The sequence below is a fragment of the Micromonospora sp. NPDC005163 genome, from assembly GCF_053599835.1.
The window spans coordinates 68140-85281 of the sequence record NZ_JBSFYP010000011.1 but is presented as its reverse complement, the minus strand read 5'-3'; the positions used below and the strand labels follow the sequence as shown (position 1 = coordinate 85281).

The 17142-nt window shown below is 73.6% G+C and carries 20 protein-coding genes; 11 read left to right on the top strand and 9 right to left on the bottom strand.

What is annotated here, in order from left to right:
- Positions 1-50 precede the first annotated feature (50 nt).
- Positions 51-1001, bottom strand: coding sequence for a TIGR03557 family F420-dependent LLM class oxidoreductase (locus ACWD6N_RS10865; protein ID WP_354964134.1), 951 nt, complete (start codon positions 999-1001; stop codon positions 51-53).
- Between the two features lie 93 nt (positions 1002-1094).
- Positions 1095-1220, bottom strand: coding sequence for a hypothetical protein (locus ACWD6N_RS10860; protein ID WP_255421242.1), 126 nt, complete (start codon positions 1218-1220; stop codon positions 1095-1097).
- Between the two features lie 216 nt (positions 1221-1436).
- Here ACWD6N_RS10860 and ACWD6N_RS10855 point away from each other — a divergent pair, with 216 nt between their 5' ends.
- Positions 1437-2933: a glycoside hydrolase family 3 protein gene (locus ACWD6N_RS10855; protein ID WP_354964135.1), complete on the top strand. Its 1497-nt coding sequence runs from the start codon at positions 1437-1439 to the stop codon at positions 2931-2933.
- On the opposite strand, the gene ACWD6N_RS10850 is transcribed toward ACWD6N_RS10855, so the two are convergent.
- Together ACWD6N_RS10850 and ACWD6N_RS10845 are read right to left on the bottom strand one after the other, a co-directional pair.
- Positions 2930-3217 carry a GNAT family N-acetyltransferase gene (locus ACWD6N_RS10850; RefSeq protein ID WP_354964136.1) on the bottom strand — a complete coding sequence of 96 codons (288 nt, stop codon included), beginning with the start codon at positions 3215-3217 and terminating at the stop codon, positions 2930-2932. The genes ACWD6N_RS10855 and ACWD6N_RS10850 overlap by 4 nt on opposite strands.
- Complete coding sequence (locus ACWD6N_RS10845; protein WP_387325771.1) at positions 3214-4440, bottom strand: cysteine desulfurase-like protein; 1227 nt, start codon at positions 4438-4440, stop codon at positions 3214-3216. The genes ACWD6N_RS10850 and ACWD6N_RS10845 overlap by 4 nt, the downstream gene beginning before the upstream one ends.
- A gap of 113 nt (positions 4441-4553) precedes the next feature.
- On the opposite strand from ACWD6N_RS10845, the gene ACWD6N_RS10840 reads away from it, so the two are divergent.
- The 7 genes from ACWD6N_RS10840 to ACWD6N_RS10810 all read left to right on the top strand — a co-directional run bounded on the left by ACWD6N_RS10840 (position 4554) and on the right by ACWD6N_RS10810 (position 8975).
- Positions 4554-4919 (top strand): hypothetical protein, encoded by a 366-nt coding sequence (locus tag ACWD6N_RS10840; protein WP_354964138.1) that lies wholly within the window; start codon positions 4554-4556, stop codon positions 4917-4919.
- Positions 4920-4977: 58 nt separating this feature from the next.
- The gene (locus ACWD6N_RS10835) at positions 4978-5799 is read left to right on the top strand and encodes a DUF1206 domain-containing protein (RefSeq protein ID WP_387325768.1); all 822 of its coding nucleotides are present in this window, start codon (positions 4978-4980) and stop codon (positions 5797-5799) included.
- Between the two features lie 83 nt (positions 5800-5882).
- Positions 5883-7070: a mechanosensitive ion channel family protein gene (locus ACWD6N_RS10830; protein WP_354964140.1), complete on the top strand. Its 1188-nt coding sequence runs from the start codon at positions 5883-5885 to the stop codon at positions 7068-7070.
- A gap of 339 nt (positions 7071-7409) precedes the next feature.
- Positions 7410-7844 (top strand): phage holin family protein, encoded by a 435-nt coding sequence (locus ACWD6N_RS10825; RefSeq protein WP_354964141.1) that lies wholly within the window; start codon positions 7410-7412, stop codon positions 7842-7844.
- Complete coding sequence (locus ACWD6N_RS10820; protein WP_354964142.1) at positions 7841-8215, top strand: DUF3618 domain-containing protein; 375 nt, start codon at positions 7841-7843, stop codon at positions 8213-8215. The genes ACWD6N_RS10825 and ACWD6N_RS10820 overlap by 4 nt, the downstream gene beginning before the upstream one ends.
- On the top strand, positions 8212-8484 hold the full coding sequence (locus ACWD6N_RS10815) for a DUF4235 domain-containing protein (RefSeq protein ID WP_089016691.1): 273 nt from the start codon (positions 8212-8214) through the stop codon (positions 8482-8484). Before ACWD6N_RS10820 ends, ACWD6N_RS10815 begins: the two co-directional genes overlap by 4 nt.
- 287 nt (positions 8485-8771) lie before the next feature.
- A complete protein-coding gene (locus tag ACWD6N_RS10810; protein ID WP_091424054.1) occupies positions 8772-8975 on the top strand; it encodes a cold-shock protein in 204 nt (67 codons plus the stop codon).
- Between the two features lie 140 nt (positions 8976-9115).
- Here ACWD6N_RS10810 and ACWD6N_RS10805 read toward each other — a convergent pair whose 3' ends face one another.
- Positions 9116-9310: a hypothetical protein gene (locus tag ACWD6N_RS10805; RefSeq protein ID WP_354964143.1), complete on the bottom strand. Its 195-nt coding sequence runs from the start codon at positions 9308-9310 to the stop codon at positions 9116-9118.
- Positions 9311-9404: 94 nt separating this feature from the next.
- A complete protein-coding gene (locus ACWD6N_RS10800; protein WP_354964144.1) occupies positions 9405-10388 on the bottom strand; it encodes an aldo/keto reductase in 984 nt (327 codons plus the stop codon).
- An 83-nt stretch (positions 10389-10471) separates the two neighbouring features.
- Between ACWD6N_RS10800 and ACWD6N_RS10795 the strand changes: the two genes are divergently transcribed.
- Positions 10472-11266 carry a trans-aconitate 2-methyltransferase gene (locus ACWD6N_RS10795; protein ID WP_387325763.1) on the top strand — a complete coding sequence of 265 codons (795 nt, stop codon included), beginning with the start codon at positions 10472-10474 and terminating at the stop codon, positions 11264-11266.
- Positions 11263-12288, top strand: coding sequence for an adenosine deaminase (locus tag ACWD6N_RS10790; protein ID WP_354964146.1), 1026 nt, complete (start codon positions 11263-11265; stop codon positions 12286-12288). Before ACWD6N_RS10795 ends, ACWD6N_RS10790 begins: the two co-directional genes overlap by 4 nt.
- A gap of 216 nt (positions 12289-12504) precedes the next feature.
- Here ACWD6N_RS10790 and ACWD6N_RS10785 read toward each other — a convergent pair whose 3' ends face one another.
- Positions 12505-13908 carry a HAMP domain-containing sensor histidine kinase gene (locus tag ACWD6N_RS10785; RefSeq protein ID WP_354964147.1) on the bottom strand — a complete coding sequence of 468 codons (1404 nt, stop codon included), beginning with the start codon at positions 13906-13908 and terminating at the stop codon, positions 12505-12507.
- A 29-nt stretch (positions 13909-13937) separates the two neighbouring features.
- Positions 13938-14627, bottom strand: a complete 690-nt coding sequence (locus ACWD6N_RS10780; RefSeq protein WP_354964148.1) for a response regulator transcription factor — start codon at positions 14625-14627, stop codon at positions 13938-13940.
- Positions 14628-14700: 73 nt separating this feature from the next.
- Here ACWD6N_RS10780 and ACWD6N_RS10775 point away from each other — a divergent pair, with 73 nt between their 5' ends.
- On the top strand, positions 14701-15621 hold the full coding sequence (locus ACWD6N_RS10775) for an ADP-ribosylglycohydrolase family protein (protein WP_354964149.1): 921 nt from the start codon (positions 14701-14703) through the stop codon (positions 15619-15621).
- Between the two features lie 410 nt (positions 15622-16031).
- Here the strand turns inward: ACWD6N_RS10775 and ACWD6N_RS10770 are convergent, their stop codons facing one another.
- Positions 16032-17006, bottom strand: coding sequence for a DUF1775 domain-containing protein (locus tag ACWD6N_RS10770; protein ID WP_450004676.1), 975 nt, complete (start codon positions 17004-17006; stop codon positions 16032-16034).
- Positions 17007-17142 lie beyond the last annotated feature (136 nt).

Genomic DNA, 17142 nt, shown 5'->3' with positions numbered 1-17142 from the left:
CACCGCCGAAACCGTCTCCGGCCGTGGCGGTCGTCAACCGCCGCCCGGGCTCAGCGTAGGCGGGGCAGGACCTCGCGCTGGTAGAGGTCGAACAGACCCTGGTGGTGCGGACCGACGTTGGCCAGGTACACCTCGTCGAAGCCGGCCTTGGCGAACCTGTCGATCATCTCCAGGTGCGCGTCGGCGCTGTTGCCGCAGACGAACGCCTCCTTCATCATCTCCGGCCTGACCAACTCGGCGACCTGCTCGAAGTGGCGCGGCGACGGGAGCACCTGGGACAGCTCACCGGGCACCCCGGCGTTGGGCCAGCGCTCGTACGCGATCCGCATGCCCTCGTCCTCGCTGGCCGCGTACGCCGCCTTGAAGCCGGCCTGGCACGGCTTGTCGCCGCCGCCGTTCTCCCGGAAGCGCCGGACCATCTCGGCGTCCGGCCTGGTGCTCACGTAGCCGTCGCCGATGCGTGCGGCCAGGTCGATGGCCTTCGGGCCGAAGCCGGAGACGTAGATCGGCGGGGGAGTGTCGGGCAGCGTGTAGATGCGGGCGTGCTCGACGGTGTAGTGCTTCCCGTGATGGTTGACGAAGTCACCCGTCCACAGTTTCCGCAGCACCTCGACGGCCTCCTCCAGCATCTCCAGCCGGACGTCGGTCTGCGGCCAGGCATCGCCGAAGATGTGCTCGTTGAGCGCCTCGCCGCTTCCGACGCCGAGCACGAACCGGCCGCCGTGCAGCACCGCGCTGGTCGCCGCCGCCTGGGCGATCACGGCCGGGTGGATTCGCACGGTCGGGCAGGTCACCGCGGTGGTCACCGGCAGCGAACAGACCTGGCTGAGCGCGCCGATCATCGACCAGACGAACGGGCTCTGCCCCTGCGCGTCCGTCCACGGGTGGTAGTGGTCGGAGATCCACAGCGCCTCGAAGCCAGCCTGCTCGGCGCCGCGCGCCTGTTCCAGGAGCTCAGCCGGCGTGAACTCCTCACTGGACAGAATGTAACCGATCTTCATCATTCCCCCTCGGCACGCGTACCCGGTGACGGGGAAGCCGTACCCCGGTGACGGTCGGCCACACGCGGGCCAGGTGCTCGACCGGGTGGTCGCTCAGCGCCGGCCGAACATCGCCCGGATCGCGGCGAGCAGCAGCAGAGCGCCGACCACCAGGCCGAGCAGGCGTACGCCGGGGATGTCGGCCGGGCTCGTCGCGTCGGCCAGCAGGGCGGGATCCATCCCCGAACTCTCCCCGGGACCGTGCCGTCCGGCAACTGTAAGGTTTATTGACTATTGAATCGCCCGGTGTGACCATGGCAGCACCGCCTGCCGGTGGCGGTGCGCCGACGGCGCGCGAGAGATGGGGTACGGGGGCCGCATGAGCGAGCGCAACCAGCGGGTCGGCGCGGACGCGCCGGCACCGGCGGCCGACGCCGACCGCCACGAGGGGGCGGCGTGACCGCGCCCACCGGGCATCTCCCGGCGTTGGCCGCGGCCGTCCTGCAACCCGGGTTCGTCGGCACCACCCCGCCACCGTGGGTGTGCCGCTGGCTCGGCGAGGGGCTCGGCTCGGTGGTGCTCTTCGCCCGCAACGTCGTCGACTCCGCCCAGGTGGCGGCGCTCACCGCGACCCTGCGCGCCGAGCGGCCCGACGTCATCGTGGCGATCGACGAGGAAGCCGGCGACGTCACCCGGATCGAGTCGGTCCACGGCAGCTCCCGGCCCGGCAACTTCGCCCTCGGCGCGGTCGACGACCCGGAGCTGACCGAGGCGGTCGCCCGGGACCTCGGCGTGGAGCTGGCGGCCGCCGGGATCACCCTCAACTACGCCCCGGACGCCGACGTCAACTCCAACCCGGCCAACCCGGTGATCGGCGTCCGCTCGTTCGGGGCCGACCCGACTCTGGTCGCGCGGCACACCGCCGCCTGGGTCCGTGGGCTCCAGGCCGGCGGGGTCGCCGCGTGCGCCAAGCACTTCCCCGGGCACGGCGACACCCGCGTCGACTCACATCACGACCTGCCCCGGATCACCGCCGACCGGGACCGGCTGGACGCCTGCGAGCTGGCCCCGTTCCGGGCCGCCGTGACGGCCGGGGTGCAGGCCGTGATGACCGGCCACCTGCTGGTGCCCGCGCTCGACCCGCAGCTGCCGGCCACACTGAGCCAGCGCATCCTGGGCGGCCTGCTCCGCGACGAGCTGGGCTTCTCCGGCGTGGTGGTGACCGACGCGGTGGAGATGCGCGCCGTCGCCGACCGGTACGGCTTCGCCGGCGCGACGGTCCGCGCGCTCGCCGCCGGGGCCGACGCGATCTGCATCGGCGGCGAACGGGCCGACGAGCAGGCGGCCCGGGAGCTGCGCGACGCCATCGTGGCCGCGGTCGTCTCCGGCGAGCTGCCCGAGGAGCGTCTCGCCGAGGCGGCCAAGCGGGTCGGTCAGCTCGCCGCCTGGACCGTGGCCGCCCGCACCGCCCGGTCGGCCGCGGCGCGCGACGCCACCGACGTCGGGCTGGTCGCCGCACGCCGCGCCATCCGGGTCACCGCGGAGCACGCCGTCGCGCTGCCGCTGACCCGCGCGGCGCACGTGGTCGAGTTCGAGCCGCCACGCAACATCGCCATCGGCGCGGAGACGCCCTGGGGGATCGGTGCGCCACTGGCCGAGCTGCTGCCCGGCACGAGCACGGTCCGCTACGCCGAACCGGACGTGCCGGGTGATCCGGGCGCCGGTGCGGACGGGCGTCCCCTGGTGCTGGTGGTCCGCGACCTGCACCGGCACGACTGGATGCGCGCGGCGGTGCAGCGGGCGCTGGCCGCCCGTCCGGACGCGGTCGTGGTCGAGCTGGGTGTGCCCAAGCTGGTCACCGGCGCAGTGCACCTGGCCACCCACGGCGCCACCCGGGCCAGCGGACAGGCCGCGGCCGAGGTGCTGACCGGCGCCGGTTCGGTCAGGCCCTAGGAGGGCTCAGCGACCAGGTCGGCGTACTCGGGGTGCTTGTCGATGTACGCGGCCATGAACGGGCACCGCGGCACCACCCTGGCGCCCCGGGCCCGGACCTGGTCCAGGGTGCCCCGGATCAACGCCCCGCCCACGCCCATGTTCTGAAAGCGCGGGTCCACCTCGGTGTGGGTGAAGACCAGCACCCCGCCACGGACCAGGTACGCGGTGAAGCCGGCCAACGCGTCGTCGACCAGGATCTCGAAACGGTGCTTGGCGGGGTTGTCCTCGACCAGGTTGCTCACCGGCCCATTCTCCCCGCAGCGTCGACCAGCACATCCAGTTCGGCGAGCAACCGGTCCACCTCGTCCGCCGTGTTGTAGTGGTAGATGCTGGCCCGGACCGCGCCGCCGCTGTCGCGCAGCCCCATCATCTGGAAGTACTCGTAGGCGTAGTAGTCCCCGGCGGAGAGGCAGAACCCGGCGGCGCCCAGCGCCTCCTGGGTGGCCACCGGCGACATCCCCGCGATCCGGAAGGAGACCGTCGGGCAGCGCCGGGCCGGCGAGCCGTAGACGGTGATCGCGGGCCGCTCGGCCAGCCCGGCGAGCAGCCGGTCCAGCAGCGCCTCCTCGTGCGCCTGGGCGGCAGCCAGCCCGGCCCGCAGCCGGGCCCGCCGGTCGCCCACCGCGTCCGGGTCCAGCCCGGCCAGGTGGTCCACCGCGGCGGCCACGCCGGCCAGTAACGGGAAGCTGGGAGTGCCGTACTCGAACCGGTCCGGCACCACGTCGGAGGACGGCACCAGCTTCGCCGGGCGCAGCGCCGCCCACCGAGCCGGGTCGGCGACCATCGCCGCCAGGTGCGGGCCGGACCATTTGTAGGCGCTCGTGACCAGTACGTCGGCGCCGAGCGAGGCCAGGTCGGTCGGCCCGTGCGGCACCGAGTGCACCCCGTCGACGCAGACCAGCGCGCCGACGGCGTGCGCCGTCTTCGCGATCGCCGGAACGTCCGGAACGGTGCCGATGGCGTTGCTGCCGGCGGTCACCGCGACCAGTCGGGTGCGCTCGCCGACCAGCTCGGCGTACTGGCTGGCGGGCAGCTCGCCGGTGCGCCGGTCGACCTCGGCCCACCGCACCGTCGCGCCGGCCGCCTCGGCGGCCTGCACCCACGGCCGCACGTTGGCGTCGTGGTCGAGCCGGGAGACCACCACCTCGTCGCCGGGACGCCAGCCCGCGCCGAGCGTGCGCGCCAGGGTGTACGTCAGCGCGGTGGCGCTCGGGCCCAGCACCACCCCGGCCGGGTCGGCGTCGAGCAGGTCGGCCACCGCCGAGCGGGCGGCGGCCACCAGCTCCAGCGACCGGCGACCCGGCACGAAGGCGGCGCTGCGGTTGCCGACCGCGCTGCGCATGGCGTCGGCGACCGCGTCGATCACACCTTCCGCGGTCTGGGTGCCCCCGGCCCCGTCGAAGTGGACGAAGCCCTCGGTCAGGGCGGGGTAGGCGGCCCGGGTGCGGGCGATGTCGAACGGCATGTTCCGGACCCTAGCCGGTGCCCGGGCCGGTCCCGCCCGCCCCCATGAGGGCCGCCGTCCCCGATGATCACCAACCGGCGCCGTTCTCGCGGGCGTCTCGTACTCTTGGCGAGGTGACGAACCGACCCGCCACCATTCCGTTGCCCCCCGTCCGTCGCGCCGCCGGCCTGTTCGCCGGTCTGGCGCTCGGCCTCGCCGTGCTCGCCGGCTGCAGTTCGCAGGGCGCCTCCACCGACTGCGGGCTGGACGCCTGCACCGTCACCTTCGAGCGGGGTGTCGACGCGAGCGCCTCCATCCTGGGCGTCGACGCCAAGCTGGTCGGCGCAGAGGGCGACCAGGTGACCGTCGAGGTCGCCGGCGAGCAGCTCACGCTCACCACCGGGCAGCAGGCCACCGAGGCCGGCGGTTTCGCGGTCACCCTGGACAGCGTCACCGACCAACAGGTCAAGATTCGCGTTTCGCGCAACCCGGGCAACTGACCGGGCGGGCGGCGGTGGCCGACGTTTGGGGATCTCCGCAATCGGAGATTGTGGCGCCATGTCACTCACCCGTAACGCCGAAGCCACCGCCTCCCGCACGGCGGACAGCCGGTGGCTGGAACTCCTCGCCCGGGCCGGTTTCATCGGCTACGGCATCGTGCACCTGCTCTTCGCCTGGCTGGCGTTGCAGATCGCATTCGGGACGTCGTCCGACGACGGCGACCAGTCCGGCGCCCTTCGGACCCTCTCCGCGCAGCCGCTGGGCAAGTTCCTGGTCATCGCCACCGCGGTGGGCCTGCTCGCGATGGCGATCTGGCAGGCGCTGGAGGCGGCGGTGGGCCACCGCGCCGAGCGGGGCCGGGAGCGGGTCATGGAACGGCTCGCCTCGGCCGGCCGCACCATCGTCTACCTCTACTTCGCCTGGACCGCGTTCAAGGTCTTCAAGGACGCCGGGTCGAACAGCGCCGACCAGCAGGAGGCGTTGACCGGCAAGCTGATGACCTCCAGCGGTGGCCGCTGGCTGGTCGGCCTGGCCGGGCTGGTGCTCGCCGCGATCGGCGTGGGTCTGGTGATCTACGGCCTGGTCAAGCGGTTCGAGAAGCACCTGAAGACGGGCGAGATGAGCCCGAAGACCCGCACGCTGGCCCGCCGGCTGGGCATCGCCGGGTACGTCGCCAAGGGCGTCGCGTACGGCATCGCCGGTCTGCTCGTCATCGTGGCGGCGGTGAACTACGACCCGGAGAAGGCCCGTGGGCTGGACGCCGCGCTGCGCACGCTGCGCGAGCAGTCGTACGGCACGCTCCTGCTGAGCCTGGTCGCCCTGGGCATCGCCGCCTTCGGCCTCTACTGCTTCCTCCAGTCCCGGTACCGCAAGGTCTGACCTGGTCGATTCCGGAAGACGCCGGGCACTGGTGGGCTTCTGCCCGAAGGATCGCCGCCCGGCCGGAGGGGAGCAGCAAACACGTGCGGAGTTATCTCGAAACGGCCGTCGCCGCGCTCACCGCGGCGGCGGTCGCCCTGTTCCTGGTTGAGGTCGTCCACCGGATCACCCGGCGGTTCGGCCGCCGGTCGCTGCTGATGACCGAGCTGACCGACCACGCGCGCCGGCCGTTCCAGGTCGCCGCGACGGTGCTCGCGGTGCAGTTCGCCGCCCGGTTCAGCACCGGGTACGCGGTCGGCGAGGGCTGGCGCCGGCTGCTGCTGCACCTGCTCGTCCTCGGCGTCATCGCCACCGTGGCCTGGCTGGTGGCCGCCCTGCTGGTCGTCGTGGAGGACACCGCGCTGGCCCGGTTCCGGGTCGACGTGCCGGACAACCGGCACGCCCGCCGGGTACGGACCCAGGTGGTGATGCTGCGCCGGTTGACCATCGCGGTGATCGTGATCCTGGCCGTCGGCGTGATGCTGATGACGTTCCCGAGTGTGCGCGGCATCGGCGCCGGCGTGCTGACCTCCGCCGGCGTGGTCGGTGTGGTCGCCGCGCTGGCCGCGCAGAGCCTGCTCGGCAACGTGTTCGCCGGCCTCCAGCTCGCCTTCAGCGACGCGGTCCGGCTCGACGACGTGGTGGTCGTCGAGGGGGAGTGGGGCCGGATCGAGGAGCTGACCCTCAGCTACGTGGTGGTGCAGATCTGGGACGACCGGAGGCTGATCCTGCCCACCTCGTACTTCACCAGCAAGCCGTTCCAGAACTGGACCCGGACCGAGGCGGCGGTGCTCGGCACCGCCGAGTTCGACGTGGACTGGGCGGTCCCGGTGCAGACCATGCGGGAGGAGCTGCGCCGCCTGGTGGAGGGCACCGAGCTGTGGGACGGCCGGGTCTGCGTGCTGCAGGTGACCGACGCCACCGGCGGGATGGTCCGGCTGCGCGCGCTGGTCAGCGCCGCCGACGCCGGCAGCCTGTGGGACCTGCGCTGCCTGGTCCGCGAGCACCTGGTGGCGTGGATCCGGGACAACCGCCCCACCGCGATGCCCCGGTTGCGCACCGAGCTGGGCGTCGCCGGCAGCGACCTGCCCTGGCAGTGGGTGCAGCCACGCCGGCCGGCGCGCCGCACCGAGGTCCCCGACGACGCCCGCGTCTTCGGCGGCAGCGATGACGGCGACGCCCGCAGCGAAGCCTTCATCGGCCCCGAAGAAACCACCTCCCCCCGCCCCTGACCCCCCCCGGGCCTCCGGTCCCGGCGGTTCTCCCGGTTGATCATGAAGTTAGCGACGCCGATGACGGCGTGTCGTGCCGCCAACTCCATGCTCGACGGGGCGAGGGTGGGGGCCCGGGCGTGTCCGGGGGGCCGGGCGGGGCGTTGGTGGGGCGGGGAGAGGTTTGACCGGGCTTAGGCGGGGGACCTGCTGCCGGATGTCTCTACCGTGATCGGGGCGGACGGACGCCGCGCCGGGCGCGCAACCGGACGACAGGAACAGCGACCGGGTAGGCGCGCTTTAGGATTGACGAGCGCCGACTCCGGGCATACAGCGCGGTGATGAGGAAAGGAGGACAGCATGGCTGACGTGGCGAATGCCCGCACATCCCACAACGGGAGCGAGCCCTCCACCGCCGAATTGGTGCAGCGGGCCGCCGAGCAGGTCTCCCGTCTGGTGCGGGACGAACTGGCGCTGGCCCGGGCGGAGTTGACCCAGAAGGGCAAGCACGCCGGCATCGGGATCGGTCTGTTCGGCGCCGGCGGGGCGCTCGCCTTCTTCGGGCTGGGTGCCCTGGTCGCCACCGCGATCCTGCTGCTCGACCTGGTGCTGCCCGCCTGGGCTGCGGCGCTGATCGTGGCGGTGGCCCTCTTCCTGGTGGCCGGCATCCTCGCCCTGGTGGGCAAGAAGCAGGTCAGCCGTGCGGTCCCGCCGGTTCCGGCGGCCACGGTCCGCAGCCTCCGCGCTGACATGGACACCGTCGCCGCCGCGGTGAAGGACAGGGGGCGGGGATGACGGGAAACGGGACGGGCGACACGGAGGCGCTCCGCGAGGAGATCCGCCGCACCCGGGTCGAGTTGGGCGAGACGATGGAGGCGCTGGCCGCCAGGGCGGACGTCAAGGCGCGACTGAAGGAGTCCGCCGGGCAGGCCCGGGAGCGGATGCGCGAGCAGGCGGCGCAGACCGTGGCGCGGGTCCGCGGGCAGGCCGTACGCCGCGCGGAGTCGGCGCGGGCACAGGCGCACGAGAAGGGCGGGCTGGTGCGCGCGCAGGCCCACGAGAAGGGCGAACTGGTTCGACGCAACCCGGTGCCATGGGCGGCCATCGCCGCCGGTGCGGTGGCCACCGTGGTGGTACTGATGATCGTGCGGGGGAGGCGTAGGTGAGCAAGGGCATCAGCAGGGTCGCGTACCGACCGGCCGGCGTGCTGCTGGGTATCGCCGCCGGTGCGGTGGCCGGCGCGATCTTCCGGCAGGTCTGGAAGGTCACCGCCGGCGACGGCGAGGCGCCCAACGCCACCGACGAGGACCGTGGCTGGGGCGAGATCCTGGCCGCCGCGGCGTTGCAGGGGGCCATCTTCGCGGTGGTCCGGGCCGCCGTGGACCGGGGCGGCGCGGTCGGCGTCCGCCGGATGACCGGCCACTGGCCGGACTGACCAGCGCAGAGACATCGGCCCCCTTCCCGCATCGACGGGAAGGGGGCCTTTCGCATGGCATTGCACGCCGCCCAGCGGATCTCGGGCATCCGTCAGGTCACATGTCGGAGAAATTCGTCGGAGAGGTCGTGCAGAGTTTTTGCGTACGTGATTTGCTGTTGCCGCTGTTGCGAGATGGCGTGGGTTGAGAGAAGTCTCCTTCGTGGGGCCGCCTCAGACGCCGCTGCTCGAAAACGGCCAATCGGCCGCACGGCGTGCACGGCCGCCAGTTTTAGAAGGAGATACACATGGCGCAGGGAACCGTGAAGTGGTTCAACGCTGACAAGGGCTTCGGCTTCATCACCGTCGACGGCGGGGGTGCTGACGTGTTCGTCCACTTCTCGGCCATCCAGTCCAGCGGCTACCGCACGCTGGAGGAGAACCAGCGGGTGGAGTTCGAGATCGCTCAGGGTCAGAAGGGCCCGCAGGCTGAGCAGGTCCGTCCCATCTGAGTAGTGTGGCCGGCCCCCGCCGGCCAGTGGGACGATCCGGCCAGGGGTCGTTGTGTAGCCCCGCATCCCGTCCGGGATGCGGGGCTTTCCACGTACCCGGGACGGGTGCGTCTGCCCCCGCGCCACTGTGGAGACCGGGGTCAGGGTCGACGGCGGGAGCGCAGGCCGAACCAGAGCAGCACCAGCCCGGCCACGGCCACGATCGGGCCGAGCACCACCCAGAGCTGCTGGTCGGTCATCACACTGCCGCTGACGTAGCCGAGGCCCTGCACCGTCCACACCGCACCGATCACGACCGCCAACAGGCCGAGGGTGAGCGGAAGCCAACCCCTCATCGCGTCCCCTTCCCGCCGGATCGGGCGGCGCGCCGCCCCGCCCTGCCAGCATCGCCGGCCGGGCGAGGCGGTGCGAGCACCCGGGCCGCGCGGGTCACCACCGGTCGTGCACCTGCGGGCGGATCAGCTCGTCGTAGACCTCACGCACGCCGGTCAGCTGCCCGGCCGAGAGCGGCGGCAGGTCGGCCGCGGCCGCGTTGCGCCGGGCCTGATCGGCGTCGCGGGCGCCGGGGATGACGACGGTGACGCCCGGCTGGTCCAGCACCCAACGCAGCGCGAACTGCGCCATCGTGCGGTCCGCGTCGACCAGCGGCGCCAGCCGGCGTACGGCGGCCAACCCCCGCTCGAAGTCGACGCCGGAGAACGTCTCGCCGACGTCGAACGCCTCGCCGTGCCGGTTGAAGTTGCGGTGGTCATCGGCCGGGAACTCGGTGTGCTCGTCGTAGCGGCCGGAGAGCAGACCGCTGGCCAGCGGCACCCGGGCGATGATGCCGACCCCGGCCGCCGCGGCGGCCGGCAGCACCTGCTCCAGCGGCTTGTGCCGGACCGCGTTGAGGATGATCTGGACGCTGGCCACCCCGGGCCGGGCGATCGCGGTGAGCGCCTGGTCGCAGGTCTCCACGCTGACGCCGTACCCGGCGATGGCCTTCTCGGCGACGAGGGTGTCCAGGGCGTCGAAGACCGCGTCGTCGGCGAAGACGGCGGTGGGCGGGCAGTGCAGCTGGACCAGGTCCAGGGTGTCCATCCCCAGGTTGGCCCGGGACCGGTCGGTCCACTGCCGGAAGTTGGCCAGGGTGTACAACTCCGGCCGCTGCTCGACCCGGCGCCCCATCTTGGTGGCGACGGTCAGCCCGGCGTCGGGCCGGGAACGCAGGAAGCGGCCGATCAGCTGCTCGCTGCGGCCGTCGCCGTACACGTCGGCGGTGTCCAGGAAGGTGACCCCGGCGTCCACGGCGGCGGCCAGCACGGCCATCGCGTCGTCCTCGCTGACGGTGCCCCAGTCCGCGCCGAGCTGCCAGGCGCCCAGGCCGACCATTCCGACGGTCCGGCCGAGCCGGTTGAAGCTGCGCTGTTCCATGCCCCGAGCCTAGTGATCGGGTTGCCGGCCTGCCAGGCGAGCCGTACGGTAAACAAGACGGACGTACGGTTTGGGAGGCGACGATGTGGGATCCGACGACATACCTGCGCTACGGCGACGAGCGGTCCCGGCCGTTCCACGACCTGGTCGCCCGGATCCCGGCCGAACGGCCCCGCACCGTGGTCGACCTCGGCTGCGGCCCCGGCCAGCTCACCGCCACCCTCGCCGAGCGCTGGCCCGCGAGCCGGGTGGTCGGCCTCGACTCCTCGCCGGAGATGATCGACCGGGCCGCGGCCCTGGATGCCCCGGTCGACTTCGCCGTCGCCGACCTGCGTGACTGGCGCCCGGCCGGCGACGAGGACGTGGTGGTCACCAACGCCGCGCTCCAATGGGTGCCGGGCCACCAGGCGCTGTTGCGACGCTGGGCCGTCGAGCTGCCCGCCTGCGCCTGGCTCGCCATGCAGGTCCCGGGCAACTTCGCCGCCCCCTCGCACCTGGCGCTGCGCGAGGTCGCCGGCCGACCGGCCTGGCGGGCCGAGCTGGCCCCGCTGCTGCGCGCCGACCCGGTCGACGACCCGGCCGACTACGCGGAGCTGCTGACCGGTGCCGGCTGCACGGTGGACGCCTGGGAGACTACCTTCGTGCACCTGCTGCCGGCCCGGCCCACCGCCGACCACCCGGTGCTGACCTGGATGGAGGGCACCGCGCTGCGCCCGGTCCGGGCGGCCCTGGACGCCGCCAGCTGGTCCGCCTTCCGGGCCGAGCTGGGGGTACGACTCGCCGCCGCGTACCCGGTGCGGCAGGGTCAGGTGTACTTCCCGTTCCGCCGCGTCTTCGTCGTCGCCCGCACCGGCGACCGTGCCCAGGAGAACCAGTGACCGACCTGCCCACCTTCATCGCCGGACTGCCCAAGGTGGAGCTGCACGTGCACCACGTCGGCTCCGCCTCGCCCCGCATCGTCGCCGAGCTGGCCGCCCGGCACGAGGGACGCACCCCGGTGCCGGCCGACCCGGAAGCACTCGCCGACTACTTCGAGTTTCGCGACTTCGCCCACTTCATCGAGGTCTACCTGAGCGTGGTGGACCTCATCCGCGACCCCGAGGACGTCTGGATCCTCACCCACGAGGTGGCCCGGGAGCTGGCCCGCCAGCAGGTCCGGTACGCGGAGCTGACCATCACGCCGTACTCGCACGTGCGCCGGGGCATCCCCGCGCCGGCGTTCTGCGAAGCCATCGAGGACGCCCGCAAGCGCGCCGCGGTCGACTTCGGCCTCGACCTGCGCTGGTGCTTCGACATCCCGGGCGAGGCGGGCCTGCCGGCGGCCGAGGAGACGCTGCGCATCGCGCTGGACGAGCGGCCGGACGGGCTGATCAGCTTCGGCCTGGGCGGCCCGGAGATCGGCGTACCCCGGCCGCAGTTCCGCCCCTACTTCGACCAGGCCCGCGCGGCGGGGCTGCGTTCGGTGCCGCACGCGGGGGAGACCACCGGCCCGCAGACCGTCTGGGACGCGCTGAACGAGCTGGGCGCCGAGCGGATCGGGCACGGCATCTCCGCCGCACGGGACCCGGAGCTGCTCGCGTACCTGGCCGAGCGGCAGATCGGGATGGAGATCTGCCCGACGTCCAACGTGCGAACCCGCGCGGTGGCCAGCCTCGACGAGCACCCGCTGCCCCGGTTGGTCGAAGCCGGGCTGCTGGTCACCATCAACTCCGACGACCCGCCGATGTTCGGCACCACCCTCAACGACGAGTACGCGGTGGCGGCCCGGCTGCTCGGGGTGGGCCCGCAGGGGCTGGCCGGGCTGGCCCGCAACGCGGTGGCCGCGTCCTTCCTCGACGCGGACGGCAAGCAGCGGATCACCGCGGAGATCGACGCCCACCTCGCCACCGTCACCGGCTGAGCCGTTCCGGGGGAGCAGGGCGCGCGGCGGGAGCGTGGGTGTGGGGGGACCTGGACTCCCGCCGCGCGCGCGGCTCCACCGGCCGGTGGGTGCGCGGTGCGCTGGCCGGTGGAACTGGTGGGTTCGTGCCTTGATCCTGACAGCCCGCGGCGGCTTCGCCGCCGTCGTTAACCGCGATCTAAGGAAGACTTGCGCCGGGCCACAACCCCGGGCCGGTCAGTCGTCGGTGGGCCGCTGGCGGGGCCACCGTCGGCCGGTGGTTTTCTGGTCCCGGGCGTCCCGCGCCATCCGGCCGACCAGGCCGAAACGGTTGACCTGCCGGGGCGTCGCCTCCGGATCGGCGAGCAGCATCACCACGCTGGCTCCGCCCAGCCGGGCACGGTCGATGCTCACCGACCCGTTGGCCTGCAACGACACCCGCTTCGCGATGTCCAGGCCGAGCCCGGTCGAGCCCTGGTCGCTGGTGCCCCGGCGCAGCGCCCGGTCCGGGTTGGCGATGCCGGGGCCGGCGTCGTCGATCCGGATCGCCACATAGCCGTCGCGACGGGACACGGCCACCTCGAAGGCAGTGCCCTGCGGCGTGTAGCGAAAGACGTTGCCGATCACCGCGTCCAGCGCGGCGGCCAGTTCGGCCCGCGGCACCGGTGCGGGTGTGCGCAGCTGCGCGCCGATGACCCGGTGCGGCCGGTTCTGGTCGCCGGCCAACGCCGCCCAGAACACCATCCGATCCCGGACCACCTCGCTGACGTCACACATCGCCGGCCCGGCCTCGTGCGCCACCGCCTTGCGGGTGGTCTTGATCAGCACGTCGATCTCACCCTCCAGGGTGACGATCGCCTGCCGGATCCGTCGGATGCCACGTCGCCGGTCCAGCTCCGCCTCGGAGAACGAACCCACGCTGGTGTCGTCGGACTCCAACGCCTCCGCGTCCAGCCGCAGCACGGTCAGCGGGGTACGCAGCCGGTGCGACAGGTCGGCCACCAACTCCCGTTCGTCGGTGCGGGCCGCGTCCAGCCGGTCGGCCATCCGGTTGAAGGCGTACCCGGCCTCGGCCAGCTCGCGTGGGCCGGTCGGCTCCACGCGTACCCCCAGGTCGCCGTCGCCGATCGAGAGCGCGGCCTTGACCAGCCCTCGGGTCGAGTCCACCGCGCGGGCGGCGACCCGGTCCACGACCAGCACCGCCGCGCCGGCCATCGCCGCGCCGACCGCGAGCAGCAGCAGCCAGGTGCCGCCAGCGCCCTCGCCCAGCGTCGACGCCGGCACGAACACCTCGACCACGGCCGTCCGATCACCGAGGACCACCGGGTCGAGCCGGACCACCCCGCCGTCGACGTCGACAACCAGTGAGCGCCGGTCGGCACGTGCCCGGTCCAGGTCGGAGTCGCTGGCCCGGCCGGCGGACTCGTCGAGACCCAGCCCGTGCACCACCGGTCGGGCCGGTGCGCCCTCGCCGCTGGCCACCACGGCCCGCTCGACCACCGCGGGCTCCGTGCTGACCGCCAGCGCCCCGGTCACCAGCGCGCTCCGTCGGGCGGCGTCGCCGATCGCCTCCTCGCGGGTCTGCTCGCGCAGACTCAGCCCGAGCGGGATCAGGAAGGCGAGCGCGACGAGGCTGCACATGCCGGCCGTGAGCAGGGCCAGCGCCGTCCTCAGTCCGGCGCCACCAACCGGAACCCGACCCCCCGCACGGTGCGCAGGTAGCGCGGCTTCGCCGCGGACTCGCCCATCTTTCGGCGAAGCCAGTACAGGTGAACGTCGATGGTCTGATCCTCGCCGACCGATGGCTGCCGCCATACCTCCTCCAAGAGCTCCCGGCGGGACACTACCCGCCCGGGTCGTGCGGCGAGATACGCCAGCAGGTCGAATTCCTTGCGGGTCAGCGCCAGCGGCTCCCCGTCAAGGTGGGCGCTGCGCTCGCCGACATCCACCCGCAGCCCGCTGACGGTGTGCACCGCGGGCTGCACCGTCCGGCTGGCCCGACCGGCCCGGCGCAGCACGGTGGTGATCCGGGCGTCCAGGTGCGCACCGGTGAACGGCTTGACCATGTAGTCGTCGGCGCCAGCCCGCAGCAGCTTGACCACCGACTGCTCGTCGTCACGGGCGGTGGCGATGATGATCGGGATGTCGGTGATGCCGCGCAGCATCCGCAGCGCGTCCGAGCCGTCCAGGTCGGGCAGGCCCAGGTCCAGCACCACCAGGTCGGGCGTCTCCGCGGCGACCCGGCGCAGGGCGTCCAGCGCCGTGCCCACGGCGTGCACGGCATGCCCCCGGTCGGCGAGGGACCGCAGCATCGCGCCGCGTACGACGTGATCGTCTTCGACCAGGAGCACGGAGGCCACCCCAAGACCGTACTTGGCCTGGCAAGTTGATCGCGTTGCGGCGTACCTGGCGAGCGGGCAAGCTGGTACGACGATGTCCTTCACCCTGTTCGCCGATGCCCGCCTGGCGCTCGCCCGGGACAGCCTCGCCGGTCTCTCCACCGGCGACGCGCTCGGCGCGCGGTACTTCGTTCCCGGGACACCTCCGGCGGATCTTGCGGAGGGCGTCCTGCCGCCGGCGCCCTGGGAGTGGACCGACGACACCGAGATGGCCTGTTCGGTCCTCGCCGGGCTGGCGGAGTCCGGCGGCGTCGACCGGGACCGGCTGGCCCTGGCGTTCGCCCAGCGCTGCGATCCGCGCCGCGGCTACGGCTCGGGCGCGATGCTGATCCTGCGGCTGATCCGCACCGGCACGCCGTGGCCGGTGGCCGCCGCGTCCGCCTTCGACGGCCAGGGCTCCTGCGGCAACGGCGCGGCGATGCGGGTGGGTCCACTGGGCGCGTACTTTGCCGACTCGACCGTCCGCGCCGCAGCCCAGGCCCGCGCCTCAGCCGAGGTGACGCACGCGCACACGGAGGGGATCGCCGGTGCGGTCGCGGTGGCCGTCGCCGCCGCACTGGCCGGCCGGGCCCGCCTCGACGGGCACCGGCCGGCCCCGGAGCGGCTGCTCGCCGGGATCGCCGGTGCGGTCGATCCGGGCACCGAGGTGCACCGCAGCGTGAACCGGGCGGCCGGGCTGCTCGGCCGCCCGCTGTCCCGGGTGGTGGCGGCGCTCGGCAACGGCTCCCGGGTGACCGCCCAGGACACCGTCGGCTTCACCCTCTGGGTGGCCGCCACCCACCTGGACGACTACCCGGCGGCGATCCGGGTCTGCGTGCAGGCCGGCGGGGACGTGGACACCACGGCCGCCATCGTGGGCGCGGTGGTGGCGGCGCACACCGGTGTCGGCACGCCCGGCGGCGTGCCCGAGACGTGGCTGGCCGCCCGCGAGCCGCTGCCCTCCTGGGCGCTCTGACGTCCTGAGGCTCTGACCTGCGCGGTGCTCTGACCTGCGCGGTGCTCTGATCTCCGCGGTGCTCTGATCTCCGCGGTGCTCTGATCTCCTTGGTGCTCCGACGCCCTGGGTCGCTCTGACGTCGCCGTCGTCGCCGTGTCGTCGCCGCGTCGGACCGCCGAGCCGACCGCACCCTGCCGTCTTCGGGCCCTTTGCTCTGCTTCAGCCGACGCAACAGCCACGGCCCTGAACCGTTGCGCGGGTTGAAGCAGAGCAAAGGTGGCGACGTGACCGCCGGCCGCGCGGGATGCGGACCGTCGAAGCCACGGCCGCGGACCGTGTGGGCCGCCGACCGCGCGGGCTGCTGAAGGTGCGGGCTACGGACTGTGCGGGCTGCTGACGGTGCGGACCGCTGACCGCGCGGGCCGGCCTCAGCCGGCGCGGACCGGGGTGGCGACCGCCGCCGCCTCCGCGTCGGCCTGTGCTGGCGCCCCAGGCCCCACTGGCGGCGAGTCACCCGGCGCGGAGTCACTGGGCGCGGAGTCACCGGACGTCGCATCACCCGGTGCCGCACCACCCGGCGTCGCATCGGTCGGCGCGGGATCGTCGTCGCTTCCGCAGGTCACCTCGGCCAGCGCGGCGCGCTCGGCCGGGTCGCGCCGGCGCCACCGGCTGACCAGCCAGCCGATCGCCGCGCCGCCGCCCAGCCCGGCCAGCAGCCCGGCGGCAAGCATGACGTCGGCGCTGCCGGACTCCTCGGCGTTGCCGCCCGCGCGGTCCGCCGGCGCGGGGGCGCCACCGGCGTCGGGGTCGGTCGCCGCACCGGCCGCCGGGGCGCCGTGCCCGCCGTGCCCGGCCGGGCCGGCCGCGCCCGCCGCCGCCGGCAGCAGGGTGAGCACCGGGGCTCGGTGGGTGCCGGTGGCGTCGGCCCAGCGGACCACCGAGCCGTCGGCGTACGTCTGGACCACCTCGAAGGTGAGCCGCTCGACCTGCGGCAGCGGGCCCATGGACAGCGCCAGTCGGGCGGGGCCCGGTTCGCCCTTGCCGATCCGGATCCAGGTCACCGCGGTGGTCACGGTGCTCACCCCGGAGGAGTGGATGCCGGCCACCGGCCGGTCCAGGGTGCGGGAACTGATCCGGGGCGCCCAACCGGTCACCGACACCGGGTACACCTCGGCGACCGGCGCGTCGGCGGGCAACCGAACCTCGATCTGGCGGGTCGTCGTACCGGCCCGTTCCGGCACGGTGAACTCCAGCCGCACCGCGTCGCCCTGCCGAGCCTGGGTCGGAGTGGTCGTCACGTCCACCGCGTGCGCCGTACCGGGCCAGAGCAGCAGGCCGGCGGCGGTCAGCGCGGTCACCGCCGCGGTCCGCTGCCGCCAGCCACCGCCGTGCGTGCTCGCCATCTGGTACCCCCATCCGTGTCGACGCGACCGGCACCGGTTCCGGCCACACCTCCTAGTTCGGCTCCGGGGCGCGAAAGGTTCAACGCCGACCGTTAAGAAGGTGCCCTTCCTCTCCCGGAGGCGTTAGGAAGGTGCC

Excerpts from the sequence above, each read along its gene's own strand:
- ACWD6N_RS10865 (WP_354964134.1), bottom strand. The coding sequence starts at position 1,001 with ATGAAGATCGGTTACATTCTGTCCAGTGAGGAGTTCACGCCGGCTGAG.
- ACWD6N_RS10860 (WP_255421242.1), bottom strand. The coding sequence starts at position 1,220 with ATGGATCCCGCCCTGCTGGCCGACGCGACGAGCCCGGCCGACATCCCC.
- ACWD6N_RS10845 (WP_387325771.1), bottom strand. The coding sequence starts at position 4,440 with ATGCCGTTCGACATCGCCCGCACCCGGGCCGCCTACCCCGCCCTGACC.
- ACWD6N_RS10835 (WP_387325768.1), top strand. The coding sequence starts at position 4,978 with ATGTCACTCACCCGTAACGCCGAAGCCACCGCCTCCCGCACGGCGGAC.
- ACWD6N_RS10825 (WP_354964141.1), top strand. The coding sequence starts at position 7,410 with ATGGCTGACGTGGCGAATGCCCGCACATCCCACAACGGGAGCGAGCCC.
- ACWD6N_RS10820 (WP_354964142.1), top strand. The coding sequence starts at position 7,841 with ATGACGGGAAACGGGACGGGCGACACGGAGGCGCTCCGCGAGGAGATC.
- ACWD6N_RS10810 (WP_091424054.1), top strand. The coding sequence starts at position 8,772 with ATGGCGCAGGGAACCGTGAAGTGGTTCAACGCTGACAAGGGCTTCGGC.
- ACWD6N_RS10805 (WP_354964143.1), bottom strand. The coding sequence starts at position 9,310 with ATGAGGGGTTGGCTTCCGCTCACCCTCGGCCTGTTGGCGGTCGTGATC.
- ACWD6N_RS10800 (WP_354964144.1), bottom strand. The coding sequence starts at position 10,388 with ATGGAACAGCGCAGCTTCAACCGGCTCGGCCGGACCGTCGGAATGGTC.
- ACWD6N_RS10795 (WP_387325763.1), top strand. The coding sequence starts at position 10,472 with ATGTGGGATCCGACGACATACCTGCGCTACGGCGACGAGCGGTCCCGG.
- ACWD6N_RS10785 (WP_354964147.1), bottom strand. The coding sequence starts at position 13,908 with ATGTGCAGCCTCGTCGCGCTCGCCTTCCTGATCCCGCTCGGGCTGAGT.
- ACWD6N_RS10775 (WP_354964149.1), top strand. The coding sequence starts at position 14,701 with ATGTCCTTCACCCTGTTCGCCGATGCCCGCCTGGCGCTCGCCCGGGAC.
- ACWD6N_RS10770 (WP_450004676.1), bottom strand. The coding sequence starts at position 17,006 with ATGGCGAGCACGCACGGCGGTGGCTGGCGGCAGCGGACCGCGGCGGTG.